At 71.2% G+C, this 25,473-nt stretch carries 16 protein-coding genes and 1 pseudogene; 9 read left to right on the top strand and 8 right to left on the bottom strand.

Annotation, left to right across the window (positions count from 1 at the left end):
* Nucleotides 1–12: 12 nt before the first annotated feature.
* Entirely contained in the window at nucleotides 13–1,374 is a 1,362-nt protein-coding gene (locus tag AB0915_RS01030; protein ID WP_366689056.1) for a helix-turn-helix transcriptional regulator, read from the bottom strand.
* A 174-nt stretch (nucleotides 1,375–1,548) separates the two neighbouring features.
* Between AB0915_RS01030 and AB0915_RS01025 the strand changes: the two genes are divergently transcribed.
* The 4 genes from AB0915_RS01025 to AB0915_RS01010 all read left to right on the top strand — a co-directional run bounded on the left by AB0915_RS01025 (nucleotide 1,549) and on the right by AB0915_RS01010 (nucleotide 3,386).
* A complete protein-coding gene (locus AB0915_RS01025) occupies nucleotides 1,549–1,680 on the top strand; it encodes a hypothetical protein (protein WP_366689055.1) in 132 nt (43 codons plus the stop codon).
* 4 nt (nucleotides 1,681–1,684) lie between these two features.
* Nucleotides 1,685–2,422, top strand: a complete 738-nt coding sequence (locus AB0915_RS01020; protein WP_366689054.1) for a DUF4232 domain-containing protein — start codon at nucleotides 1,685–1,687, stop codon at nucleotides 2,420–2,422.
* Nucleotides 2,423–2,549: 127 nt separating this feature from the next.
* Nucleotides 2,550–2,672 carry a hypothetical protein gene (locus AB0915_RS01015; protein WP_366689053.1) on the top strand — a complete coding sequence of 41 codons (123 nt, stop codon included), beginning with the start codon at nucleotides 2,550–2,552 and terminating at the stop codon, nucleotides 2,670–2,672.
* A 69-nt stretch (nucleotides 2,673–2,741) separates the two neighbouring features.
* Nucleotides 2,742–3,386 carry a GNAT family protein gene (locus AB0915_RS01010; RefSeq protein WP_366689052.1) on the top strand — a complete coding sequence of 215 codons (645 nt, stop codon included), beginning with the start codon at nucleotides 2,742–2,744 and terminating at the stop codon, nucleotides 3,384–3,386.
* A 50-nt stretch (nucleotides 3,387–3,436) separates the two neighbouring features.
* Here the strand turns inward: AB0915_RS01010 and AB0915_RS01005 are convergent, their stop codons facing one another.
* On the bottom strand, nucleotides 3,437–4,210 hold the full coding sequence (locus AB0915_RS01005; RefSeq protein ID WP_366689051.1) for a class II aldolase/adducin family protein: 774 nt from the start codon (nucleotides 4,208–4,210) through the stop codon (nucleotides 3,437–3,439).
* On the bottom strand, nucleotides 4,207–5,187 hold the full coding sequence (locus AB0915_RS01000; RefSeq protein WP_366689050.1) for a C-terminal binding protein: 981 nt from the start codon (nucleotides 5,185–5,187) through the stop codon (nucleotides 4,207–4,209). Before AB0915_RS01000 ends, AB0915_RS01005 begins: the two co-directional genes overlap by 4 nt.
* A gap of 161 nt (nucleotides 5,188–5,348) precedes the next feature.
* Here AB0915_RS01000 and AB0915_RS00995 point away from each other — a divergent pair, with 161 nt between their 5' ends.
* The 3 genes from AB0915_RS00995 (at nucleotide 5,349) to AB0915_RS00985 (ending at nucleotide 7,716) form a co-directional block, all read left to right on the top strand.
* On the top strand, nucleotides 5,349–6,305 hold the full coding sequence (locus tag AB0915_RS00995; RefSeq protein ID WP_366689049.1) for an Lrp/AsnC family transcriptional regulator: 957 nt from the start codon (nucleotides 5,349–5,351) through the stop codon (nucleotides 6,303–6,305).
* Nucleotides 6,306–6,531: 226 nt separating this feature from the next.
* The gene (locus AB0915_RS00990) at nucleotides 6,532–7,323 is read left to right on the top strand and encodes a DUF4253 domain-containing protein (RefSeq protein ID WP_366689048.1); all 792 of its coding nucleotides are present in this window, start codon (nucleotides 6,532–6,534) and stop codon (nucleotides 7,321–7,323) included.
* Nucleotides 7,324–7,371: 48 nt separating this feature from the next.
* Nucleotides 7,372–7,716, top strand: a complete 345-nt coding sequence (locus AB0915_RS00985) for a hypothetical protein (protein WP_366689047.1) — start codon at nucleotides 7,372–7,374, stop codon at nucleotides 7,714–7,716.
* A 283-nt stretch (nucleotides 7,717–7,999) separates the two neighbouring features.
* Here the strand turns inward: AB0915_RS00985 and AB0915_RS00980 are convergent.
* A pseudogene (locus AB0915_RS00980) lies at nucleotides 8,000–8,098 on the bottom strand (ATP-binding protein); the annotation flags it as partial.
* Nucleotides 8,099–8,459: 361 nt separating this feature from the next.
* Here AB0915_RS00980 and AB0915_RS00975 point away from each other — a divergent pair.
* Together AB0915_RS00975 and AB0915_RS00970 are read left to right on the top strand one after the other, a co-directional pair.
* The gene (locus AB0915_RS00975) at nucleotides 8,460–11,435 is read left to right on the top strand and encodes a BTAD domain-containing putative transcriptional regulator (protein WP_366689046.1); all 2,976 of its coding nucleotides are present in this window, start codon (nucleotides 8,460–8,462) and stop codon (nucleotides 11,433–11,435) included.
* Nucleotides 11,436–11,789: 354 nt separating this feature from the next.
* On the top strand, nucleotides 11,790–12,629 hold the full coding sequence (locus tag AB0915_RS00970) for a 4'-phosphopantetheinyl transferase superfamily protein (RefSeq protein ID WP_366689045.1): 840 nt from the start codon (nucleotides 11,790–11,792) through the stop codon (nucleotides 12,627–12,629).
* A gap of 38 nt (nucleotides 12,630–12,667) precedes the next feature.
* Here the strand turns inward: AB0915_RS00970 and AB0915_RS00965 are convergent, their stop codons facing one another.
* The 4 genes from AB0915_RS00965 to AB0915_RS00950 all read right to left on the bottom strand — a co-directional run bounded on the left by AB0915_RS00965 (nucleotide 12,668) and on the right by AB0915_RS00950 (nucleotide 25,387).
* Entirely contained in the window at nucleotides 12,668–14,452 is a 1,785-nt protein-coding gene (locus tag AB0915_RS00965; RefSeq protein WP_366689044.1) for a BTAD domain-containing putative transcriptional regulator, read from the bottom strand.
* 271 nt (nucleotides 14,453–14,723) lie between these two features.
* On the bottom strand, nucleotides 14,724–17,576 hold the full coding sequence (locus tag AB0915_RS00960; RefSeq protein ID WP_366689043.1) for an amino acid adenylation domain-containing protein: 2,853 nt from the start codon (nucleotides 17,574–17,576) through the stop codon (nucleotides 14,724–14,726).
* Nucleotides 17,573–20,332 (bottom strand): condensation domain-containing protein, encoded by a 2,760-nt coding sequence (locus AB0915_RS00955; protein WP_366689042.1) that lies wholly within the window; start codon nucleotides 20,330–20,332, stop codon nucleotides 17,573–17,575. Before AB0915_RS00955 ends, AB0915_RS00960 begins: the two co-directional genes overlap by 4 nt.
* 15 nt (nucleotides 20,333–20,347) lie before the next feature.
* Nucleotides 20,348–25,387 carry an amino acid adenylation domain-containing protein gene (locus tag AB0915_RS00950; RefSeq protein ID WP_366689041.1) on the bottom strand — a complete coding sequence of 1,680 codons (5,040 nt, stop codon included), beginning with the start codon at nucleotides 25,385–25,387 and terminating at the stop codon, nucleotides 20,348–20,350.
* Nucleotides 25,388–25,473: the final 86 nt, after the last annotated feature.

Genomic DNA, 25,473 nt, shown 5'->3' with positions numbered 1-25,473 from the left:
TGGCCGTGACCGCTACTCCCACTCCTTGGTCACCCACTGGGCCGTGTCGTACCGGTACATGTACTTCGGCCGCACCTTGACGCTGCTGGTACGGAACGGCTTCCCGCCGTCGTCGATGCGCAGCGTCCCCTCCCGGCCGCCGCTGCTCCACTCCAGCTCCAGGTACCAGCTGACGTCGTGCCCTTCGACATGGGCGTCGAGGTCGAACACCTCCACATCGGTGGAGGACACCCGGAACGGGAAGTTCTTCGGCGGTACCCGCTCGTCCCTCTGCTGCCCCGCCACCGGGGTGAGGGTCGGCCGGCTGTCGTCGAGGTCGATGTCGAAGGACTGCGGCGTGATGCCGCTCCCGCAGCCCTCCCCCATCGAGTACGCCGACCACTCCAGCGGCGCCTTCCGGGACAGCGTCCGCACGTGCAGTCCGTTCAGCACGACGGCCTGCCCCGACTTCCCCTGCACGGTGAGTTCGAGCAGCATGCTGCCGCCGTCCACCCCGCCGAGCGCCCTGGCCCAGCCACGGGTGTCCTGCGGTGCGGGCGGCGGAGGCACGTCCTCCGGCTTCTGGTCCAGCACGTAGTGCTGGCCGCAGGGCTCGTCCCAGTTGTACGAGCTGATGGTGGCGGTCAGCGGCATGCCCCCGCCCGTCTGCGCACCCGGCCCTGCTCCCGCTCCCGCGCCGTGCCCGGTGGACGCGGAGGCGGAGGCGGAGCCCGACCCCGGGGACGGGGTGGTCACGGCACCGGACTTGCCGGGCTCGGCGGGCTTGCCCGACGGGTCCGGCATGCCGGGCGACGCGGACGCGCTCTCGTCGTCGGGCAGTTCGGATACGCCGTCCACGGCAGGAGCATCGCTGAGGCTGCCCGTGTCCGTGTCCGAAAGATTGCTGACGATGACCGTGGTGGGCACGGTGAGCGCGACGACGGCGACGGCCGCGAGCAGGACGCGCGCCCGCGGGGAGGACCAGAACCGCCGGGGCCGGCTCGCCCCGGCGGCCACGACCTCGGGCGCGGTCGCGTCGTCGTTGTCCTCGGGCGAAGCCACAGCCTCAGCCGCAGCTCCCGGCTCGGGAACGGGCTCGGAATCAGAAACGTGAGCAGTAGCCGGAGCGGGAACGGAAGCAGGACGCCGTCTCGCCGCATCGGCCACGATCCACCGCCGGTGCAGCTCCACCAGCTCGTCCGGGCTCGCCCCGCACAGCCGCCCCAACCGCTCCACCGGCGCGTACTCATTGGGCACGGCGTCACCGTTGCAGTACCGATGGAGCGTCGATGTGCTGACGTGCAGTCTTCCGGCGAGAACCCCGTAGCTGTGCCCCGAACGGTCCTTCAGTTCCTTCAGCAGAGCCGCGAATTCCTCGGCCTCCGGTGTCGCCACTACGGCGTTCCCCCTCCTGGTTCGTCCCGGAACACCGTTCCAGGGACGTGGAATCTGCCCAGGTCACCGTACGCGCAAGCATTCCAGCGTCCCCAATGGGCCGTTCGGCGTTGCGGCCGGAATCCGCCGTCCCGCAATCTGTGACCACACCGCAGAGACCACCGGGACGACACAGTGCGAACCCGTTTCCGCATCGAGCTGATCGATGCCGTGGCAATCGGCGTAGTGATCGTGTCGATCGCGATCGTCATGGTCCTGATCTGCCATCACTGGCTGAACGACCTCACCAACACATACGGGGAGTAACACCATGCGCAGCAACCGCGTCCGCACCACCGCCCTCGCCGCGACCGCCCTCCTGGCCGCCCTCTCACTCACCGCCTGCAGCGACAACGGCAGCGGTGACAACGGCAAGGCGGGAGCGGCGGCTCCGGCAGGGAGCACCGCCGACCAGCAGTCCCCGGCGGCCACCGCGCCGGACTCGGGCAAGGACGCCAAGGACACCGACAGCACGTCCAACGCCCCTGCCGAGAACACGGCGGCCCACTCCAAGGGCTCCACCTCCGGCACGGGCGGCCAGAAGAGCAACAGCGGCGCCACCGGCAACAAGGGCACCGGCAACAGCTCCCCCGTCACCTGCACCGGCTCGAACACCAAGGTCACCGTCAGCAAGGTGAGCCGCCCCATCAACCACCTGCTGCTCACCGCGACCAACACGGGCAACCGCCCCTGCTACGCGTACCACGCGCCGGCGCTCCGCTTCGACGACGCCCAGGCCGCCTTCCCGGTCCTCCGCGACAGCATCCCGCAGGCCGTGGTCACCCTTGCGCCGGGCCAGTCCGCCTACGCCTCCATCGGGCTGTTCGGTGAGCCCGACGGGCAGGAGCCGCACAAGGGCACCCACCTCACGGTGTACTTCACCGGCAAGAGCAACCGAGGCTCCACGGGCGCCCCCGCCGAGCTGACGCTCCCCGCCGGCACCTCCTGGGGTGACAACGGCTTCGTCACCTACTGGCAGAGCGACATGGCCGACGCCCTCACGTACTGAGCGGACTGAGCGGACTGAGCGGACTGAGCGGACTGGCCGCACGGGCCGCACGCACGAGGTCGCCTGCAAGGAGAAGGGCAAGGACCGGGCCACGCACAGGGTCCGCGAGATCCTCGTCGACAGCAGCGTGGTGTCAGGTGGTTTCAGCAGCCCCTGCAAGTATTTCGACGAGGCGTTGATCACCGTCAACTCGTTGTTCGACTCGGACCCGGTCAGGAACGACCAGGTGCTCTGCGCCACGAAGCTCTAGCCGGTGAGCAGGCCGTCCGGGGGGCAGAATTGACTGGTCCACCGGTCCCGGCGGCCGTAGCATCCGCCCATGATCGAGGACACGACAGAGGCTGTGACTGGGCGCGTTGCCTGGGAGGAATCGGAGGACAGGGACGCGGGATCGCCCCGGGAGGTTTGCTGGCGGGGTAGGGGTGTCGCCTTCGCGCCGCTCGACGTCGACGACGCGGAGCTGGTCCATGTCTGGCGCGCCGACCCCGTGGCCGCCCACGAGGTCGGCATCTGGCCGCGTTCCCTCTCTGCCGTGCGCGAGCGCATCGAGCGTGACCGCGACGAGCACGACCGCGATGACTTCCTCGTCCTGCTCCCCGACGGCACACCGATCGGCCACATCGCCCTGACGGACCAGGACATGGTCGACGGCACAGCCGAGATCATGCTGATGTTGGACCCCGACCACCGGGGCCAGGGCTATGGCGCGGACGCCGTGGACGCGCTGGTCGACTTCGCCTTCGGTGAACTGCCCATGCACCGCGTCCAGGCTGTCACCCACACCACCAACACCGCGGCCCTCGGCGTCCTGGCCAGGGCCGGGTTCGTCCAGGAGGGGGTGCGCCGCTCCGCCTGCCTGCATCGGGGCCAACGGTACGACGTCGCGGTGCTTGCCCTGCTCCGGGACGAGTGGCAGGCGCTCACTCGACCCCGGTCCTGGGACGTGCCTGCCACCGGCCAGTGACCTGAGTCAGGAATGCCCTGTTGGTTCACTCTTCATGCCCTGGGCGCCGCTCAGTCCCGGTAATCCGGCGCCACCCGGTCCAGCAGGCGCAGCATCGCCGCCCAGGCCAGGTCGTACGCCCCGTCGTCCTGGAAGTCCGCGTCCGCCTCGCCCGCGAGCTGACGGGCGGTGTACTCGCAGGTCTCGGGAGAGGGAACGATCAGCGGTCCGCCGCCCGCCTGGGCGGTGACCTGGATATCGCACGCCTTCTCCAGGTAGTACATGCGCAGGAATGCCTGGGCGGCGCTCTCTCCCACCGTCAGCAGACCGTGGTTGCGCAGGATCAGCGCCGGGTGGCTGCCGATGTCGTCGACCAGGCGCTTCTGCTCGTCGAGGTTGAGGGCGACGCCCTCGTAGTCGTGGTAGCCGACGCGGTTGTAGAACTCCATCGACATCTGGTTGAGCGGCAGCAGCCCGTCGCGCTGCGCGGCCACGGCGCAGCCGGCCTTGGTGTGGGTGTGCAGCACGCAGTGGGCGTCCTCGCGAGCGGCGTGGATCGCGCTGTGGATGACGAAGCCCGCGGGGTTGACCGGATAGGGGGTGGGCTCGACCGGGTTGCCCGCCAGATCGATCTTGACGAGGTTGGAGGCGGTGATCTCCTCGAAGAGGAGGCCGTAGGGGTTGATGAGGAAGTGGTGATCGGGCCCCGGAAGCCGCAGCGAGATGTGCGTGAAGATCAGGTCGGTCATCCGGAAGTGCGCCACGAGCCGGTATACGGCGGCGAGTTCGCGCCGCAGCCGCGTCTCCTCGTCGACGGATGCGTCGACGGTCTGCACGTCGGTCATGCGGGGGCTCCTTCGAGGGTCGGGTCGACCACGGGGGTGAGGGGTCGCCCGGTGCGGTGCCAGGCGATGACGTTCTCGGCCGGTGCGCACACGTACGCCCGCTGCGACGCGTCGGACAGATAGGCGCTGTGCGGGGACAGCTGGATGCGCGGGTGGCTGCGCAGCGGGTCGTCGAGCGGCGGGGGTTCGACCGGGAACACGTCCAGCGCCGCCGCCCCGAGCCGTCCGCTGTCCAGGGCGGCCAGCAGGGCCGCTGAGTCGACGAGTTCGCCGCGGGCGACGTTCACGAGAAAGGCCCCGGGCCGCATCCGGGCGAGTAGCGCCGCGTCGACCATGCCGCGGGTCTGCGGAGTCAGCGGTGTGTGCAGGGAGAGCACGTCGGAGGCGGCGACCAGTTCGTCCAGGCCGAGCCGTTCGACGCCGTCGGGCCACCCGGCCGCGTCGGCGTGCGGGTCGTACGCGGCGACCCGGCCGAAGACGGGGGCCGCGATCCGGGCCAGGGCCCGCGCGATGCGTCCGAATCCCAGCAGTCCGAGCGTCAGCTCCCCCGCCCTGCGCGGCAGCGCGGTGAATTCGGTGTTCCAGCCGCCGCCGCGCACGGTGGCGTCGGCCTGGGGCAGCGCGCGCACCAGGCTGAGCGCGCTGGCGAGCGCGTGCACGGCGACGTCCTCGGTCGCGGCATGCGGAAGGTTGCTCACCCACAGCCCGCGTCGCCGCGCCTGCGCCGTGTCGATCATGTCGTATCCGGCGGACATGGTGGCCAGCATCCCGACACCGGGGAGGCGGTCGAGCAGCGCGGCGTCCACGCTTGCGTAGCCGACGATCAGCGCGACGGCGTCACGCGCGGCGGCGGCGATCGCGTCCGGGTCGCGGCTGCCGACGACGCGCGTGTCGAATCCCGCGTCGGTCAGCAGTCGTACGCCCGGACCGACGTCCAGTTCCTCGGAGTCCGTGAACACCACCAGGGGCCGGCTCATCCCATCCTCCTCAAGTTCCTCAGAGCGTCACGCAAAGATGATTCGTTCGCCACGCTCGCACAGAACCTACGTTTCATCCGACAGAATTGTCCAGCGATGGTGATGCGATCGTCAGCGAGGCACACCGTCCGGGTCCGGCCCCCGCACCCCGGTGGTCGAGAATGGACCCCACCCCGGGCGCACCGCCCCGGGCCGTCGAGCCGAGGGGAACCGCTCAGGTGGATCTGGACCACACCGATCTGGCCGTCGTCCGCGAACTGCAGACGGACGGCCGCCTGACGTACGAGACGCTGGCGCAGCGCGTCGGCCTCTCCCGGCCCGCGACCCGCGCCCGGGTGCAGCGGCTGCTCGCGGGTGGCGGTGTGCGGGTGGTGGCCGTCGTGCATCCCGCCGTACGGGAGCTGACCGCATCGGCCCACCTGTCGATCGATGTGCGCGGCCCGGCCGAGCCGGTGGCCCGCGCGATCGCCGCCATGCCGCAGGCGCCGTTCGTCACGCTCACCGCGGGCAGCTCCGCCATCATGGCGGAGCTGCGCACCAAGGGCCTGGCCGAGCTGGACCGGGCCGTGGAGTCCATCCGCTCCCTGAAGGGTGTGGACGTGGTGGATCCACTGATCTCCCTGGAGCACCTCAAGGATCCGTATCTGCTGGCGGGCCGGCCCGAGGTGCCGGAACCGGACGAGACGGACCGGCTGATCCTGGACGAACTGGAGCGCGACGGGCGGCTGCCCTTCGCGGAACTCGCCGAGCGCGTGGGCCTCTCACCCGGCGCCGCCCGCGCCCGCACGCTGCGCCTCCTCGACGGCGGCGTCGCCAAGGTGCTCGCACTGGTGCGCCCGGAGCTGCTGGGGCTGGGCTTCCTGTGCGGGTTCGCCGTACAGCTGGACGGCGAACGGGACCCGGTCGCCCGACACCTGGCGGCCTGGGACCGGGTCTCGTTCCTCTCCGCCTGCATGGGGCGCGCGGAGCTCGTCGGAACGATCAGCGCGGAGTCCCTCACGGCGGTGCGCGACACACTGGAGGACATGCGGGCTTGCACGGGCGTGCGCGCGGTGGAGAGCTGGATCCATCTGGAACTGATCAAGGAGCGCTACGACCTCACCACCCACCCGTCCTGAACAGGCAGGGACTCGCCCGGGTCGACTGCCGCCCCGAACGCGTAACCGACATCGAGACGCTCGCCGCCGTTCTCACCGACGCCGCCCGCGAACTGCCCGCCGGAGTCCCGGTAGCGGAGTCGCCACCGTCGCCCCCACCGCCTGGGCCGCCTTCACCGGTCACGTCGGGCGCTGACGCCGGGGGCCGGGCCGTCGATTGTCGGTGGCGGCCTCTAAGGTCACCGGCATGGCGACGCTCCCGAACCCGCTTCCGTCCCTGGCCACCTCCGGGCTCCAACTCCCTCCCGGCACACTGGTGGACGAGACGCACAACGGCCCGTGGCACGAGCCGCTGCTCTGGTACGCCGACGAGCCCGCGTCCCCCGGGACGTGGGCCGGGCTGCGGGCGGCAGGGCGGACGGTCGGGCTGCTTCCCGTGCTGATCGACGGGGGCGTACGCGGCCAGTGGCCCGATACGTGGGATCTTGCCCCGGACAGGACGTCGTACCCCGGCGACCACGACGCCGAGGAGGTGCTCGGCGAGTACTGGGCCGAGTGCGCGCCCGACGAACTCGACGCCGTCGACGACGAGTGGCCGGGCCTGGCACCCGCTCCGTCCGCCGAAGGGCCCGACTCCCCGGACAACGTGGCGGCCGAGATGGCCGACCGGTTCACCCAACGGGATGGCTGCTTCCCCGGCGCACGGGCGGCGCTCGTCCCGGCCCGGCGCAGTGCGGACATCCCGGCGGCGATCGGCTGGTCGGGGTCGGTGAACTACGAGGACGACACCGCCCGGCTCTGCGCGGTGCTCCGCTCCTGGGAGGACCGGTTCGGCATACGGGTCGTGGCGCTCGGCTTCGACACCCTGACCGTCTCCGTCGGGCGACCGCCCACCACCCTGGCCGAGGCGCGGGCGCTTGCCGCCGAGCACTTCGCGTTCTGCCCGGACAACATCGAGCAGAACCCGCCGTACGACCTGGACGTCTATGCCGAAAAGATGCTGCTGAACCAGGCGGCGTGGTCCTTCTGGTGGGACTGAGTACGAGAACTCATGTGACGCCCCCGGAAACCGAGTTGACTCATACGCATGCCCGAAGACATGTCGACGAACCGTCCACCACGCACCTGGATCGCCTCACTGATCTCCACGGTCGTGACGCTCCCGCTCGCGTTCTTCGCCCTGGTCTTCGGCGGGCTCTCGCCGATGGCCTGCGACTCCTGCTCGGACGCCGATTCCGACCGCTTCGACGCCAGCTTCGATCCCGCCTGGACCGTTCTCTGCTGCGGCCTGGTTCTGGCACTGGTCGCACTGGTCGCGAGCTGGGCGTTCTGCCGTCGCAAGCCTCCGGCCGGTGTCGTCCTGGCCCTGCTCGCACCCGGCACCGTGTTCATCGCATGGGTAACGTTCATGGCCCTGATCGACTGGCCCTGACGAAGAACGCCTGACAGCAAGCCCCGGACACCCTCCGGGCCTACGCGGTCCAGCACGTGCCGAACCAGAAGACCTGGTCGTTTGGTGGGAGCGAGAGAGTGGTGCTACCACCCCGCATCCTGGGGCTGCCCGGCGGCCCGGCTGCCCACGCACCCCTCAACTCCTGACTTTCGCAGACATGTTGAAGACCCCAGCTGCCACGGCTGCCGGTGACCGGCGCGTCCGGCTCCGGACCCTCGCGAAGTGCCCGCACGGACCCCGTCTAGGCGCCGTCCGGCGTGCGCACCTCCGGTTCGCCGTCCCCGCTGTCGTGGACCTCGACCCACAGCTGTCCCTGCTCCCCCAGCCAGAGCCGCAGTCGGTAGCCGCGCCTCGGCGGCACCGCCGCCCACCCCGCCGCCGTCCACCCCGACGGCCCCACCTTCACCGTCGCCCCACCGCCTGGGCCGCCTTCACCTGGCATGCCGGGGGCACGTGCCGCTGACGGTGGACCCGCGTTATCCCCGTACCCCCATTTCCGTATTGCGCGATTCACAATTGGACCCGCGGGACAAGCTGAACAGGTCTCACATTGTCACTGGCAGAGAACATATTCCGGATGAAGACTTGCGTGCTACCGAGGGTAGCGCTGCCGTACTGTGCAGTAGCCTCACCGGCCGCCGTATCGTGGGGCGTTGGGCTGGTCGCCGGATAAGACGACTACGGGGATACTGCTTCCACTGTCCGTGGAGCAGGGGGGGTACATGGAGCAGCGGCTGGAGTTCCGGGTGTTAGGCCCGCTCGAAGTGGGCTCCGGGAATGTGCAGGTGCCGGTCGGGGGGCCCAGGCACCGCACCATTCTTGTGTTGTTGCTCCTCAATCCGGGCAGGATCGTTCCGGTCGACACGCTGATCGAAGCGGTCTGGAACGATCGCCCACCGGCCACGGCGCGCACCCAGGTGTCCATCTGCATTGCGGCATTGCGGAAAACGTTCAAGGCTGCTGGTTTCCCCGACGAGGTCATCGTCACGGCTCATCCCGGCTATCTGCTGCGGGTGGGAACGCACCGGCTGGACTCGGCCGAGTTCGCCGAACTGGTTTCGGCGGCGGAGTCGGCCGCGCGGGACAACAGGCTTCAGGACGCGTCCCGTTGTTATGCGGAGGCGCTGCACCTCTGGCGCGGTCAGCCGCTGGCGGGGGTGACCGGGCGGCTGGTGGAGGACGAGGCCCAGCGGCTGGAGGAGCTGCGGCTCAACACCTACGAGAACGCGACGGCCGTACGGCTGCTGCTCGGCGACCACCAGAAGATCCTGCCCGACCTGGCGGCGATGGTCCGGGACCACCCGCTGCGCGAGCGGGCGCGGCACCAGCTGATAACGGCGCAGTACCGGTCGGGGCGGCGGGCCGAGGCGCTGGAGACGTTCCGGGACGGGCGGCGCCGGCTGATCGACGAGCTGGGGCTCGAACCGGGGCCCGCCCTGTCCGAGCTGCACAACGCCATCCTCCAGGACGAGCCGTCGCTGGCGGTGCGCGGCCCGGAGGGTTCGGGCGGTGGTGAACCGCTGCTGCTGAAACCGGTGGGCGACCCGCTGGAGCTGCCCCCGGACGTGCCCGGACTCGCCGGACGCAAGGAGGAGCTGGCCCAGCTCAACGAACTGCTGGACCTGAGCGCCACGTTGCGCGGGCCCGCGACGGGGCTGATCACCGGTGTCGCGGGCGTCGGCAAGACGAGTCTGGCGATCCACTGGGCACACAGCGTCGCAGAACGGTTTCCGGACGGACAGCTCTTCGCCGACCTGCGCGGTTACGACGAACACCTCGAACCGACGACGGCCGACGAGATCCTCGGCCGCTTCCTGCGCTCCCTCTCGGTGCCCATAGGACAGATCCCCGCAGAGCCGGAGGAACGGGCGGCGCTCTACCGCTCCATGCTGGCCGACCGCCGGGTACTCGTGGTCCTTGACAACGTTCGCACCTACGCTCAGGTCAGACCCCTGCTCCCGAGCAGCGGCGGTTGCTGCGTGCTGGTCACCAGCCGGGAGCAGCTCTCCGAGATGGTCGCCTGGCCGCCGCAGGCGTGGGTACGGCTGGGGCTGCTCTCCTCGTACGAGGCGGTCGAGCTGCTGGGACGCATCGTCGGCGAGGAACGCATCGCCGCCGATCCGCCGTCCACCGACCGACTGGTCGAACTGTGCGACCTGCTTCCGCTGGCGCTGCGGATCGCCGGGGCCCGGCTCGCCTCGAAGCCGCACTGGACCGTGGCACGCCTGGTGCGCCGGCTGAGCGACGAGCGGCTGCGGCTGGACGAGCTGAGTCAGGGCGAGTCGCAGGTGCGGGCCAGTTTCGCGCTGACGTACCGGGGGCTCTCCCCGCGGACCGCGCTGCTGTACCGGAGTCTCGGGCTGCTCAACGTGCCGGACTTCTCCGCATGGGTGGCCGCGGCGCTGCTGGACACCGACCTCTACACCGGCGAGCAGCTCATAGAGCAGCTGGTCGACGCGCAGTTCCTCGACGTGGTCGGACTGGACGCGACCGGGCACCCCCGCTACCGGTTCCAGAACCTGCTGCGGCTGTTCGCGCGGGAGCGCGCCGAGGTCGAGGAGACCGAGGAGGAACGGCGGGCCCTGCTCGACCGGGCCTTCCGCGCCTATCTGACCCTCGCCGAACAGGCCCACCGGCGGGCCTACGGCGGCGACTTCAGCATCATCCACAGCGCGGTGCCCCGCCATCCGCTGCCGCAGGAGCTCACCGGAGGGCTCCTCGTCCGTCCGCTGGACTGGCTGGAGACCGAGCGTCTCTCGCTGACCGCCGTGATCGACCAGGCGGCCGGGCTCGGCATGGACGATCTGGCCTGGGACCTCACCATGTCGTCCCTGGTCCTCTTCGAGACCCGTAACTACCTGGACGACTGGCGCGAATGCAGCGAGCGGTCGCTCGCCGCGGCCCGGGTCGCCGGGAACGCGCGAGGTCAGGCCGCAATGCTGCACAACCTCGGCGCGCTGGAGATGCGCCAGCGTGACTTCTCGGCCGCGTACGGACTCTTCGCCGAGGCGCTGGCCTTCCACGAACGGGCCCGTGAGGAGCACGGACGCGCCCTGGTGCTGCGGAACATGGCGATGATCGACGAGATGCGCGGCGAGCTCGACACGGCGATGGGGCGCAGCGCGCAGGCTCTGGAGATCTTCCACGCGGTCGGCGACCTGTCCTCGGTGGCCCATGTGCTGAACAACATGGCGCAGATCCAGCTCGACCGCGGCGAGACCGAGCGGGCCCAGCAGCTGAGTATGGAGTCGGTGCGGGTCTCCACCGCGATCGGTGAGGGCGGCGCCCGCAGCCTGGCGCTGGGAACCCACCGGCTGGCCCGGGTCTATCTCGCGCAGAACGAGTACGAGCTCGCCGAGGAGGCGCTGCTGCGGGTGATCCGGATCGTCCGCTCCCAGGCCGACATGCTCGGGCTGGCCCATGGGCTGCTGGCGCTCGGCGAGGCCCGGATGGGCGCCCAGCGCTGGCATCAGGCCAGGGAAACACTTCGGCAGGGACTGGAAATCGCCGGCCTGGTCGACAGCGCGTTGGTTGAGGGGAAACTCAAACTCGCTCTCGGAACCGCCAGTTGGAAATGCGGCGACCATTCGGATGCACGGCGGTATTACGCCGACGCGCTGACCGATTTCAGCCGGATCGGCGTGGCGACATGGACGGAGCGGGCCTGCACGGCTCTCAATGAACTGACGGAGCCCTAAGGGGAGTCGGGAAAGCCCGCACCTGATCTCCGCCTGGGTATCGGAACATTCGGTGAACCGAAAGCCGAGTGATAATGAGCCGAAACCCCAACGGCCTAACGTTCATCACAGAGCACGTTGACGACCTGGGGGAAGAGAATGTCAAACATCCGTGGCACCCGCGCATCGCATACCGTCCTGGCAGCCGGAGCTGCCGACGACGAGAGTTGGCACTGAGCCCAGACGTGGGGCCGACCGGCCCTCGCGCGCGATCCGGGCAGCCCGGCCCGCACAGCTCGAAAATATATCCGCCATATACAGGGACGGTACGGTCCGCGCCACGCAGCCAGCAGTCGAAATGACAGATGAGGGCAGATGGCGCCGCCTTACAACATGTTCGAGAACCACAGCGGCCGCGGGGCTGAAGACAGCCCCGCGGCCGCCTTCCACGCGCTCCATTCGGACCGCGAGACCAACATCTGGTGGTGGCGTCATCCGCTGCACACCGACCCCGCGGACCTCTCGCTGCTGAACACCGAAGAGTTCCAGCGGGCGTTGAGTCTGCGCTCCGAGCAGGACGCCGCGGCGTACGTCCACATCAGGGCGACAACCAGGCGGGCCGTCGGAGAGCTGCTGGGGGTCGCCCCCGAGGACGTCGAGATCAACAGCCCGGTCTGTCCCGCCTGCGACGACTCCCGGCACGGACAGACCCGGATCGGCCGGCCCGCGGTACCGCTGACCATCAGCCTGGCCAGGACCGGCGGACACACCGCACTGGCCATCGGCACCGGTCCCGCCATCGGCATCGGCACCGAGATGCTGCGCCCGGTACGCCAGGACGTGCTGCGTGAGCCGTGGCTGACGGCGGACGAGGCCCTTCATCTGCTGGCCATCCCGCGCGGTCCGGACCGCGACGCGCACTACTACCGGTGCTGGACCCGGAAGGAAGCCGTCCTCAAGGCCATGGGCCATGGGGTCCGCTCCATCCGGCTCGACCAGGTCGAGTCCCATCCGGGCATCTCCGGAACCGTGCTGATGCGCTCCCCCGGGGATTCGGCGAGCGCCTACGACGGCTGGATCGTACGAGACCTGAAGCTGTCCGACCGGGTGGCGGCCGCCTGCGCCCAGCCCGCCGGCACCGTGACCGCCCAGGGCCCGGTCCGGCTGCACCTGCCCGGCGACACACCGCCCGAGGAGCCCCCGGGGCCCTGGTGAAGGGGAACGCTCCCCGTCCGCCAAGGCCCGTGGGGGTGTCAGAGCGCCGGGGTGGGCTTCGGATGTACGGCGGACGCGGTCACCGGCAACGCGGCGAACAGCAGCACCAGTTCATGGAAGCGGTAGAGCGGTCTGCCCTGCCGGTCGACCCCGCACAGATCGAGCAGCGCACCGTCCACCAGCTCTTCGAGCAGCCGCTCCGCGGTCGCCTCCCGCATCCCCAGCAGGCCGGCCGCCCGGTGTGCGGGGAAGGGTGCCGAGCCGATGCCGGACAGCCGGCCCAGCGACGCCCTGGCCGGGCCGGGCAGCCCGTGCAGGGAGGGCAGCAGCGCACCGACCACGTCCATACCGCCGAAGCACAGCTCCCGCAGCCGGTTCTCCGGGTCGGCCAGCCGGTCCGCGATCCGGGCCACCGACCAGTAGGGGCGGGCGGCCAGCCGACTGCCGGTGATCCGCAGGGCCAGCGGCAGCCCCCCGCAGTAGGCGAGCAGGTCGTCCGTGGCGTCCGGCTCGGCCAGCAGCCTGGCCCGGCCGGCCGTCGAAGCCAGCATGTCGAAGGCGGCGCCGTCGCCGAGCGGGGCCAGCGTGGTGGTGCGCGCCCCGGTCACCTGGGTCAGCCGGGCCCGTCCGGTGATCAGCACCACGGCGTCGGCCGAACCGGCCAGCAGCGGGTCCAGCAGACGCCCCTCGACGGCGCCGTCCAGCACCACGAGAAGCTCCCTGCCCGCGGTGCGCGCCCGGTAGAGCCGGACCAGTTCCTCCAGCTCCAGCCGGTCGTCGGCCGCACTGCCACCCTGCACCCCGCCGGCGCCTCCGACCCGCTCGCCCAGGCCGCGCAGCAGGCCGGTCAGGATCTCCCGGGGGCTGCGCGGCCGGCCGTCCGGCTCGGACAGCTCGGCGAAGAGCATGCCGTCGCGGAAGCTCGCCGCACTGGTGTGGGCGGCGTGCACGGCGAGCGCGGTCTTGCCGACCCCCGCCATTCCGGTGACGAGCAGCCGGCGCGGCCCGTTCCCGGCGGCGGACTCCGCCAACTGGGACCGTAAGGACGCCAGTTCGGCCTGCCGCCCGACGAACTCGTCGACGTCCGGGGGCAGGGTGCTCGGCGCGCCCCCGCCGCCGTCCTCGGACCCTCCGGTGTGCCGGGCCCGGGCGCCGGGCCCGGGGCCACGGGTGCCCTCCAGCACCGCCGCGTAGGTCGACCCGAGCGCCTCGCCCGGGTCGATGCCCAGCTGGTCGGCGAGCAGGGTGCGGCCCTCGTAGTAGCTCTGCAGCGCGTCGCTCTGCCGGCCGCTGCGGTAGAACGCGGTCATCAACTGGGCCCGCAGCTTCTCCCGCAGCGGGAACTGCGCCACCAGGCCGGTGAGTTCGGCGGTCAGCTGCTCGTGCCTGCCGAGCGCGAGATCCGCCTCGATACGGCTCTCCAGGGCGTGCATCCGGGCCTCTTCGAGCTGGGGCAGCTCGGCGTCGGCGAGGTGTTCCGTGACATTGGCGAGGGCGGTGCCGCGCCAGTGCCCGAGCGCCTCGGCGAGCAGCGCCCCGGCCTCGCTGTAGCGCTTACGGGCCAGTGCGGAGCGGCCGAGGCGGTCAAGCCGTTCGAATTCGAGCAGGTCCACGCTGCTGTGCGGGGCCTGGAGCAGATAGCCGGGCTGGCGACGTTCGATGCGTACCTCGTCGCCGAGGAGTTTGCGGAGCCGGGACATGTACGTATAGATCTGCGCGCCCGACGTAGCCGGCGGATCCCAGCCCCACAGCAGGGAATTGAGCCGTGTGTCGGACACCACGCGTCCCCTGGCGAGCAGCAGGGTCGCGAGAACCGTATGCACCTTGGAACCTGACAGCGCAATCCGTGCGCCGCCCCTGTGAGCTTCAACCGGGCCGAGGACTCGGAAGTCCATGCGGCACCCCCCGTCTGGCGTATACGAACGTGTGCTCGTTACAGAAGCTATGCGGGGGCTTTATTCTCGTGTTATCCGTTCGGTAATAGCACCGGTTGGGCCTGGTGACCGCTGGGTAAGGGCGGGGTCGGCGGGCGCGGCCGGGCATCCGGCTCGGTGACCCGGATGCCCGGCCGCGCCCGCCGCCGACGACCGGCCGTCAGTCCGCGGTGACCACCAGATCGCGTCCGAGCTGGGCGGCGACCACCTTGTGCACTTGCTTGCCGTTGTCCGCGTTGGTCAGCACCACACAGCCGCTGCCGGAACGCAGCCGCAGCGACGACAGCGCACGGAACCCGGCGGTCTGCCCACCGTGCCCGAACTCCGGGTCGGCCAGCGAGCCGTCGACGACGGTGCCCAGCCCGTAGAAGCTGCCGGGGAACGCCTCGGTGAGCATCACACCGGCCAGCTTCGCGGGCAGCAGCTCGGAGAAGCCCAGGTGGGCCTGGCGGATCTCCACGGCGAGCTGCGCCAGGTCGGCGGCCGACGACCAGAGCCCGCTGCCGGCCCGCACCGGACGCACCCGGTAGCCGTCCAGCAGCGCCCTGCCGTGCTGGTCGTGGCCGACGGCCACGTCGTTCCGGGCGCCGTGCGGGTCCTCGGACGCCTCGAAGGAGCTGTCCCGCATGGCCAGCGGCCGGAACACCAGCTCCTGCGCCAGCTCCGGGAAGTCCTGCCCGGTCACGTCCATCAGCAGCCGCTCGGCCAGCGCCCACTGGCTGCCCGCCTTGCGGAACAGCGCCCCGGGCTCGTGCTCCGCCCGGACCCCGTCCAGCACGGCGGAGAGCTCCGGCATCGTCTCGCCCGGCCGCCACCAGGTGGCGGGGGTCTGCGAGAACCCCGCGGTGTTGGAGAGGAGATGACGCAGGGTCACCGGATTGCCGCCCGGGGCGCGCGGGGCGCGGCGCTCGGCCAGATGGCCGTCCAGGTCCGTGTCCAGGCCGAGCACACCGGCGTCGACCAGGCGCAGCGCGGCGAACGCGGTGACGTGCTTGCTGATCGAACCGGCCTGGAAGCGGGTCCGCAGCGTCACCGGGGCGCCGGTGTCCGAGGACCGAACCCCGTACGCCTGGACGCCGACCAGCCGGCCTTCCCTGAGCACTGCGACCGCGGCGCCCGGCACCCCGTGGGCCGCCATCACCTCCGCCAGGCCGGAACCCGCCAGGTCCGCCTGCGCAGTTGAAACCTTCATCGTTCTGCCCGTTCCCATGTCGGTTCCGTGCCCGTCCGGCGTCGTGCCGTCGAGCGCCACCGCGAGATCCTCGATGGTCTCGCTGTCCAGCAGCATCCGCAGCGTGAGGCCGAGCCCGGCCCGCCGGGCCGCCGCCATCACATGGACGATGCGCATGGAGTCGGCCCCCAGGTCCAGCAGCCGGTCCCGTACGCCGACCTCGACCACCCCGAGCACCTCGGCGCAGGTCTCCACCAGCAGCCGTTCGGTCCTGGTGCGCGGCGCCACGTACTCCCGGCCGGCGACCAGCGCGGCCCGCCCGGGGACCGGGAGCGCCTTGCGGTCGACCTTGCCCGCCGCGTTGAGCGGCAGCGCGTCCAGCATCACGAAGGCGGTGGGCACCATGTAGGAGGGCAGCGCGGCGGCCAGCCGGTCGCGCAGCTCGGTGTGGTCCGGGGCCGCGGTCCTGCCGGGACGCTCCTGGGTGACCAGATAGGCGGCCAGCCACTTCTCGCCGTGGGCGTCGTCCAGAGCCACCACCGCGGCGTCCCGGACACCCGGGTGGGCGTGCAGGAGCTCCTCGATCTCGCCGAGTTCGATGCGGTAGCCGCGGATCTTGACCTGGTTGTCGATCCGGCCCAGGCACTCCAGCTCACCGTCGGTCCGGAACCGGGCCAGGTCGCCGGTGCGGTACATCCGGGAGCCGGGCGGCCCGCCGAACGGCTCGGGCACGAACCGCTCGGCCGTCAGCCCCGGCCGGCCCACATAGCCGCGGGCCACCCCGGCACCGGCCACGTACAGCTCACCGATCACACCCACCGGCACCGGCCGCTGCGCCGCGTCCAGCACGTACGCCCGGTAGTTGTGCAGCGGGCGGCCGATCGGCACGGTCTCGGTGCCGGACGGGACCTCCCAGCCGGTGCACCAGACGGTCGCCTCGGTGGGCCCGTACAGGTTGATCAGCCGGCCCACCCGTCCGGCCAGGTCCCGGGCGAGTCCGGGCGGGCACTCCTCCCCGGTGGTCACCGCGGTGACCGGCAGCCGGTCCATTCCCGCGGCCAGCAGCAGCTTCCAGCCGGCCGGGGTGGCCTGAACATGGGTGATCCCGGCGTTCTCGATCAGCTTCAACTGCGCCGAGGCGTCGCGCACTTCGTCCTCGGTGGCGAGGACCACCCGGCCGCCCGTGATCAGCGGCAGATACAGCTCGGCCATCGACACGTCGAAGGAGAGCGAGGTCGTGGCGAGCCACCGGTGCCCCGGCGCCGACCGGTGCCGCTCCCGCATCGAGAAGAGCACGTTGACCAGGGAGAACTGGGCGATCTGCACCCCCTTGGGACGGCCGGTCGAGCCGGACGTGAAGAGCGTGTAGGCCAGCCGGTGGGTGCGGGCCGGATCCGCCGGGTCCCGGTCCGCCGAGCTGTCGACAGGGGTGGCGGGCCGGGCCGCGATGCCCTCCGCGTCCCGGTCGAGATCGACGAGCGCCCCGGCGTACCCCTCACCCAGCCGCCCCGCGGTGGAGCCCTGGGCGACGGTCAGCCGGACCCCGGCGGCGTCGAGCATGTAGGTCAGCCGCTCGGTGGGCAGCCCGGCGTCCAGCGGCAGATGGGAGCCGCCCGCCTTCCAGATGCCGAGCAGGGTGGGCAGCGTGTCGGGGCCCCGGTGCAGCAGCACCCCGACGACCGATTCGGGGCCCACCCCGGCCGCGCGCAGATGGTGGGCGACGCGGTTGGCACGGCGGTCGAGTTCCCGGTAGCTGAGGGTGTGCTCCCCCACCTGGACGGCGACGGCGTCGGGGGTGGCCGCGGCCTGCCCCTCGATCACCTCGTGGACGTACCTTCTCATCCCCACTCCACCTCGGTGTCGTTCCAGTCCTCAAGGACCTGCGTCAGTTCCGCCGTGGACAGGAGTGCCACGTTCACGTCTCCGTCGGGGTCGGCGGCCATCGCTTCGAGCACCGCCCGGTACATGCCGGCCAGCCGCTCGGCGTTGGCCCGGTTGAGCCCGGTGGAGACAGCCCGCAGGACCAGCCGGCCCGGAACGTTCGCGAGGGACAGGGTGAACTCGTTGGAGCTGTCACCGGCGCCGGCCTGGACGTCCACCGTGCCGTTGTCCGCCTGGTGGAAGTCCTGGTAGCGGTACATGATGTCGAACAACCGCCTTCCGCCGGCGAGGCGTTGCACGGCCGGGAGCGGGTGGCGGCGGTGGCTGTAGACCTCCGCCTCCCGGTCGAAGACCTGCCGGACCAGTTCCCGCCAGGTCCGGGCGGTGCGGTCGTGGGCGAACGGCAGCGTATTGAGATACATGCCGAACACCCGCTCCGCTCCCGGGACTTCGGGACGCGCGCTGTACAGCACACCGGTGTGGAAGGCCTCCTCGCCGGTGACCGTGCTGAGCACCTTCAGGTGGGTGGCCAGCAGGACCGCCTTGAACGACGTGCCGCTGGACTTCGCGAACGCCCGCAGCCGGGGCTCGATGTCGCGGAACTCCACGGACAGCTTGAAGTCCTCGCGCGGTGCTCCGTTGCCGTCACCCCACTCCGCCGGGAGCACGCATGGAGCGTGCCGGTCGACGATCCGCTGCCAGTAGGCGCGGTCCTCGTCCGATTCCAGCGACTCCTGTTCGGCGGCGATGAAGTCGGCATAGCGGAGCGCGACGGGCTCCGGCTCCTCGGGCGTCTCCCCGGCCGCGTACGCGTGGTAGAGGTCAAGGACCTCCCGCAGCAGGGACTGCTGGCTCCAGCCCTCGGTGATGGCGTGGCAGTGGGTGAAGCCCAGGTGCCAGGCCTCCTCGGACTCGATCAGCGCGGAGAAGCGGAGCAGCGGGGGGCGGGTCAGGTCGAACAGCTCGGCGCGTTCGGCGGCGATGTGCTCCTGCCGCGCCCCGGCGAACCGCTCCGCGTCCAGGCCCCGCAGGTCGCGCACGGTGATCGGAAGCCCGGCGCTCGGGTGGACGAGCTGGAGCGGTACCTCGAACTCCTCCAGCGCGAAGGAGGTACGGAGCATCTCGTGCCGCTCCACCACCGTCCGGGCGGCCCTGTCCAGTGCGTCCGGGTCGAACGGCCGACCGTCCTTGATCCGGAACGTGGACGTGTTGTGGTACTTGTTCAGCCCGTCGTCGGCGAGCATCTCGACGAGCATGCCGAGTTGCACCTTGGAGATCGGGTACGCGTCCACGAGCCCGCTCGGGAGCGCGGCCCGCACCTCGGCGGAGACCTGAGCGAACGGGGCGACCGCCGCCTGCTCCGCGGCCGTCTCGCCTTCGCCGCCGGTGAGCGCGGTGGCGAGTCCGGCGACCGTGCGGTGCTGGAAGACGTCGCGGACGGCGGCCTCGAACCCTTCGGCGCGCAGGGCGCCGACCAGGGCGATGGCCTTGATGGAGTGGCCGCCGAGGTCGAAGAAGTTGTCCTCGACCCCGACCCGCTCCAGGCCGAGCACCCGGCCCCAGACGGCGGCGATGCACTCCTCGGCGGGGGTGCGGGGCGCCACGTAGCTGTCCTCGGCGCTCGCGTCCGGGTCGGGGAGGGTGCGGCGGTCGAGCTTGCCGTTGGCGGTCAGCGGGATCGCGTCGAGCTGGACGTACGCGGACGGCACCATGTACTCGGGCAGCGCGTCGGTCAGGTCGGGGATCTCACCGACGACGTAGGCGATCAGCCGCTGGTCCTCCGATACGACCACCGCCGCATCGGTGACCTGCGGATGCGCGGTCAACGCCGCCCGGATCTCACCCAGTTCGATCCGGTAGCCACGGATCTTGACCTGGTCGTCGATCCGGCCGAGGAACTCCACCGCACCATCGCTCCGCCACCGCGCCAGATCACCCGTGCGATACAGCCGGGAGCCGGCCGGACCGTACGGATCCGGCAGGAACTTCTCCGCCGTCGCACCCGGACGGAACGCATACCCACGCGCCACCCCCGCACCACCGACGAACAACTCACCGACCGCACCCACCGGAACCGGCCGAAGTTCGGTGTCCAGCACCCGCATCACCATGTTCGGCAACGGACGCCCGATCGGCACGACCCCCTCGAACGGCTCGACCAGCGGGAAGACACAGGTACCGACCGTGGTCTCGGTGGGGCCGTACTCGTTCATCACCTGCCCATTGCCCAGCAGGTTCCGCCAGCGCTCCACCAGCGCACCCGGCAACGCCTCACCCGCCACCACGACCCGACCGGTCAGCGCCTGGATCTCCTCGTCGGAGAGCTGACCGGACAGCACTTCCAGATGCCCGGGAGTCAGCTTGATGAAGGAGAACGGACCCGCGGCCACCAGGCTCCCGCCCAGCTCCGTCAGCTCACCATCCCACAGCCAGGTCCGCTGACCCGCAGCCAGCGGCGCCCACACGTTCGGCACAACCAGGTCAAAAGCGACCGACGAGAAGACCGGCGCACCACCCGACCAGGAGGCAGCCAACTCACGTACCGCCCAGTCGACATGGTTGACCAGGCTACGGTGCGAGACCTGCACACCCTTCGGCCGACCCGTCGAACCCGACGTGAAGACCGTATACGCCACCGAATCCAGATCCACCGCCACCGAAGGCGCAAAGCCCGAGAACTCCGCCAGACCCGGGTCGTCGACCCGGACCACATCCACATCGAACCGATCCGCTTACGCGGCCGAGGTCACCGCCACCGAAACCCGGGCATCCTCCACCATGCCGGCGATCCGGCCCACCGGAAGCACCGGATCCATCGGCACATACCCCGCACCCGCCCGCCACACCGCAAGCAGTGACACCACCAGATCCACCGACCGGTCCAACAGCACCGCCACCGTCGACTCAGGCCCCACACCCGCCGCCATCAGCCGGTGCGCCAGACGGTTCGCCCGCACATCCAACTCCGCGTAACCGAGCCGCTCCTCACCACACTCCAGCGCCACCGCGTCCGGCACCAGAGCCACCTGACGCGCCACCAGCTCCGGCACCGACACCTCGGCCACCCGCACCGCCGAGTCGTTCCAGCCGGTGAGGACCCGCTCGCGTTCGCCGCCGGGCAGGAACACCTCGCCGGCGTCGCCGTCGGCGTCCGCGGCCATCGACTCCAGGACCGCGCGGTACATCGCCGCGAGACGGTCCGTGCCCTCGCGGCCGATGAGATGGCGGTTGGCGGTGATCACCATGAAGCCGGCCCGGGTCGAGACACCCAGCGGGAACTCCGTGGGGCTGTCGTCGATGGTGGCCGGATAGTCGACCAGGTCCTGGTCGACCTGGCGGAAGTTCTGGTAGCTGAAGCGGACGTTGACCAGGCGGTCGGTCTCGCTGAGCTCGCGCTGCATCACCCCGAGCGGGAAGCGGCGGTGCGGCCAGACCTCGATCTCCTGGTCGAAGACCTGCCGCACCAGATCACGCCAGGTCCCGGCGCCCCGGGTGAAGGCGAACGGGAGCGGGTTGAGGTAGACGCCGTAGACCCGCTCGGCGCCGACCGCCTCCGGCCTGGCGTTGGTGACCAGCGCGGTGAAGAAGGACTTCTCCGGGGTGAGCTGGCTCATCACCTTCAGGTGCACCGCGTGGAGGACGCTCTTGATCGGGACCTTCGCCTTCGCGGCCAGCGACCGGAGCCCGGCCTCCAGGTCGTGGTACGGCACCCAGGCGCGGTTGAGGCCGCGTGGAGTCAGCTCCGGGTCGTCGCCCCAGCCCGCCGGGATCTCGAACGGGGCGTGGTCGGCGAGGATCTGCCGCCAGTAGGCGCGGTCCTCGTCGCCGGCGAGGGAGACCAGCTCGGCCGCGACGAAGTCCGCGTAACGGACGGCGGCGGGTTCGGGCCGCTCCAGCGGCTGCCCGGTGGACAGCGCACGGTAGGTGGTCGCCAGCTCCATCAGCAGGGAGTGGTGGCTCCAGCCCTCCAGTACGGCGTGGCACTCGGTCAGCGTCAGCCACCAGGAGCCGTCGTCGCAGGCGTGTCCGGTGAACCGGATGAGCGGCGCCCGGGTCAGGTCGAAGAGCTGCTTGCGCTCCTCGGCCATGTAGGCGCGCAGGGACGCCTCGACGGCGGCTGCGTCGAGCCCGGTGAGGTCGCGGGCGGCGACCGGGGACTCCACCTCGGACGCGGCGTGGACGAGCTGGAGAGGCACGGAGTAGCCCTCGATGGCGAACGAGGAGCGGAGGATCTCGTGCCGGGCCAGGACGATGTCCACAGCCTCCTGGAGCACCGGCAGGTCGAAGGGGCGCGGGTCGAGGATCCGGAAGCAGGTGGAGTTGTGGTAGTGGTTGCGGCCGTCGTCGGCGAGCATCTCGACGACCATGCCGAGCTGCACCTGCGCCAGCGGGTACGCGTCCACCAGACCCTCGGGGAGCCGGTCGCGGTCCTCCGGGGCGAGCAGGGCGAACGGTTCGACGGCCGGTTCCGGGACCGCGGGCGCCGGGCGGCCGGTGATGAACGCGACGAGTTCGGCGGGGGTCCGGTGCTCGAACACGTCGCGGACCGTGACGTCGTACTCGCTGTCGCGCAACGCGCCGACCAGGGCCACCGCGCGCAGCGAGTCGCCGCCCAGGTCGAAGAAGTTGTCCTCGACGCCGACGACGTCGACGCCCAGCACCTCGCGCCAGACCGCGGCCATCTCCTCCTCGGCCGCGGTGCGCGGTGCGACATGGGTGGTCTCCACGCCGAGCGCGCCCCGGTCGGGGGCCGGCAGCGCGGCCTGGTCCAGCTTGCCGTTGACGGTCAGCGGGATCCGGCCGACGACCAGGAAGGCCGTGGGGATCATGTACTCGGGCAGCGACCGGCCGAGCAGCGCGCGCAGTTCGCTCGGGGCCGCGACCGCGTCGCTGGTGGGGACGACGTAGGCGACGAGACGGCGGTCGCCGGGGGTGTCCTCGCGGGCCACGACGACCGCGTCCCGAACCCGGGGGTGGGTGGTGAGCGCGGCCTTGATCTCACCGAGTTCGATGCGGTGGCCGCGGATCTTGACCTGGTGGTCGATGCGACCCAGGTAGTCCAGGCTGCCGTCGGGGCGCCGGGACGCGAGGTCACCGCTGCGGTAGAGGCGGGTGCCGGGCGCGCCGTACGGGTCGGGGACGAACCGCTCGGCGGTCAGCGCGGGCCGGTTGAGGTACATCCGGGCGACGCCGGGACCGCCGACGTGGATCTCCCCGGGGACACCGATGGGGACCAGCTCGCCGTGCGGGCCGAACAGGTGGACCTGGAGATCGCGGATCGGGACGCCGATCGCGTTCCCGGTCCCGTCGTCGAGGTCTGCCTCGGTCAACAGGTGGAACGTGGTGTGCACGCACGTCTCGGTGATCCCGTACAGGTTCGCCAGCTCGGTGCGGTCCAGCCCGCGGCGGGCCACCCAGGGGCGCAGCGCCGGTATGTCGAGCCGCTCGCCGCCGAACGACACGCACCGCAGGGCCAGTTCCTCGATCAATGGGTTGCCGTCGGCGGCCAGCGCGACCAGGCCGCGGAACGCGGACGGGGTCTGGTTGAGGACCGTGACCTGCTGGTCGACGAGGAGCCGCAGGAACTCCTCGGGGGCGCGGGCCACGTCCGGCGGTACGACGACGAGCCGGCCGCCGTACACGAGGGCGCCCCAGATCTCCCAGACCGACATGTCGAAGGCGTACGAGTGGAAGAGCGTCCAGACGTCCTGCTCGCCGAAGCCGAAGTGCTCCTCCGTCGACGTGAACAGGCGGACCACATTGGAGTGGCTGAGGCCGACACCCTTGGGACGGCCGGTCGAGCCGGAGGTGTAGATGGTGTAGATCAGGTCGTCGGGCACTGCGCCGGAGACCGGGTTGTGGTCCGGCGACGCCGCCAGCGCCGCGGCGTCCGCCGGGTCGTCCAGCACGACGAGCCGGCCGTCGACGACACCGGACAGGTGGGCGGCGTGCCGGGCGGAGGTGACGACCAGGCGGGCGCCCGCGTCCTCGACGGTGTAGCCGATGCGGTCGGCCGGGTGCTCCGGGTCGAGCGGCAGGTATCCGGCCCCGGACTTCATCACACCGAGCAGGGTGGGTACGAGGTCCAGGTCACGGTCCAGGCCGACGCCAACGAGTCCACCGGGGCCGGCGCCGTTCTCGCGCAGCAGGTGGGCGAGGCGGTTGGCGCGGGCGTTGAGCTCCGCGTAGCTGAGCCGCTGATCGCCGAAGACCACGGCGACGGCGTCGGGGGTGGCGGCGGCCCGCTCCTCGACCAGTTCGTGGACGCAGCGGTCCGGGGCCCGGTACTGGTGGGCCTCGGACAGCAGCACGGCCAGGTCGGAGCCGTCCAGCAGCTCCAGCCGGGAAAGCCGCAGGTCGGGGTCGGCGACCGCGGACTCGACCAGGTTGACGAAGTGCCGGGCCATCCGCTCGACGGTCGTCCGGTCGTAGAGGGCGGTGCTGTACTCCAGAGTGCCGGTGACCGAACCGTCGGCCGCCTCGCGCAGCTGAAGGGTGAGGTCGAAGCGGGAGACCTGCGAAGTGGCGTGCAGGGTCTCGGCGTCGACGCCGGGGAGCCGGAAGTCACGGGTGCGCTCTCGGTGCATGGTGAAGGCCACCTGGCAGAGCGGGGTGCGGGACATGTCCCGTACCGGCACCAGCTCGTCCACGATCCGGGCGAACGGGAACTCCTGGTTGTCGAAGGCGTCCAGGACCGTCTCTCGGGCGCCGGTCAGCATCTGCCGGAACGTCGGGTCGCCCTGCCAGCGGCCGCGCAGCACCAGGGTGTTGATGCCGTAGCCGATGAGCTGCTCCAGCTCGGGGCGGGAGCGGCCGGAGACCACGGTGCCGACCGCGATGTCGTCGCGCCCGGTGTAGCGGGAGAGCAGCGCCTGGTAGCCGGCCAGCAGGGTCTGGAACGGGGTGGCGCCGTGCGCGGAGCCCAGCTCGCGCAGCTTCTCCGCCAGCGGGGCGGGGAGCAGCACGGGCACCGCGTCGCCCGCGTAGCTGCGGTTCGCCGGGCGGCGCCGGTCGGTGGGTACTTCGAGGGGCGTGCTGTCGGCCAACTGGCCGCGCCAGTAGTCGAGCTGCTTGGTGAGCGCGTCACCGGCCAGCCGCTCGCGCTGCCAGGCCGCGTAGTCGGCGTACTGCACCGGGAGCGGGGCCAGCGGCGACTTCTCGCCCTGGCCGAACGCCCCGTACACGGCGGAGAGTTCGGACATGAAGAGGCCGACTGACCATTCGTCGCAGGCCACGTGGTGGAAGACCACGACCAGCAGATGGTCGTCGTCGGCGATCCGGATCAGCCGGGCGCGCAGCGGGGTGCCGTTCTCCAGGTCGAACGGGCGGCCCGGCTCGGCCTCGGCCAGTGCCAGGGCGCGCCGCTCGCGGTCGGCGGTGGAACCACCGGTGCCGGTGAGGTCGTCGACGGGCAGGTCGAAGGGGGCGGGAGGGTCGATCAGCTGAACGGCTTCGGTGCCCTCCAGCCGGTAGCGGGTGCGCAGGATCTCGTGCCGGGCCACCAGCTCGTCGAAGCTGCGGCGCAGCACGTCGGTCCCGAGCGGTCCACGCAGCCGGAGGGCGACGGGGACGCTGTACTCCCAGCTGTCCGGGTCGAGCCGGCTCAGGAACCACATCTGCTGCTGGCCGTGGGAGAGCGCCAGCGGGCCGCTCCGGTCGACCGGAACCACTGCGGCACGCCGGCCGCTGCGGCCTCCGGCGAGCCGGGCGCGCACCAGTTCCTCGCGCCTCTCCTCGGCCTGTCCGCCCGTGCGAACTTCGCCAGTACTCATGCTGAGCGCCCCTCCCGACCTTCGTTCCGTACGACTACTGGGTGTGCTGCCTGTGCGTGCGTGTGACGCGCGCGGGGTGATGCGTG

It is taken from the genome of Streptomyces sp. NPDC048411 (assembly GCF_040704695.1).
In the GTDB taxonomy this organism is placed as follows: Bacteria; Actinomycetota; Actinomycetes; order Streptomycetales; family Streptomycetaceae; genus Streptomyces.
Note: the sequence above shows the minus strand (reverse complement) of the source record. Positions and strands in the feature narration are given on the sequence as shown.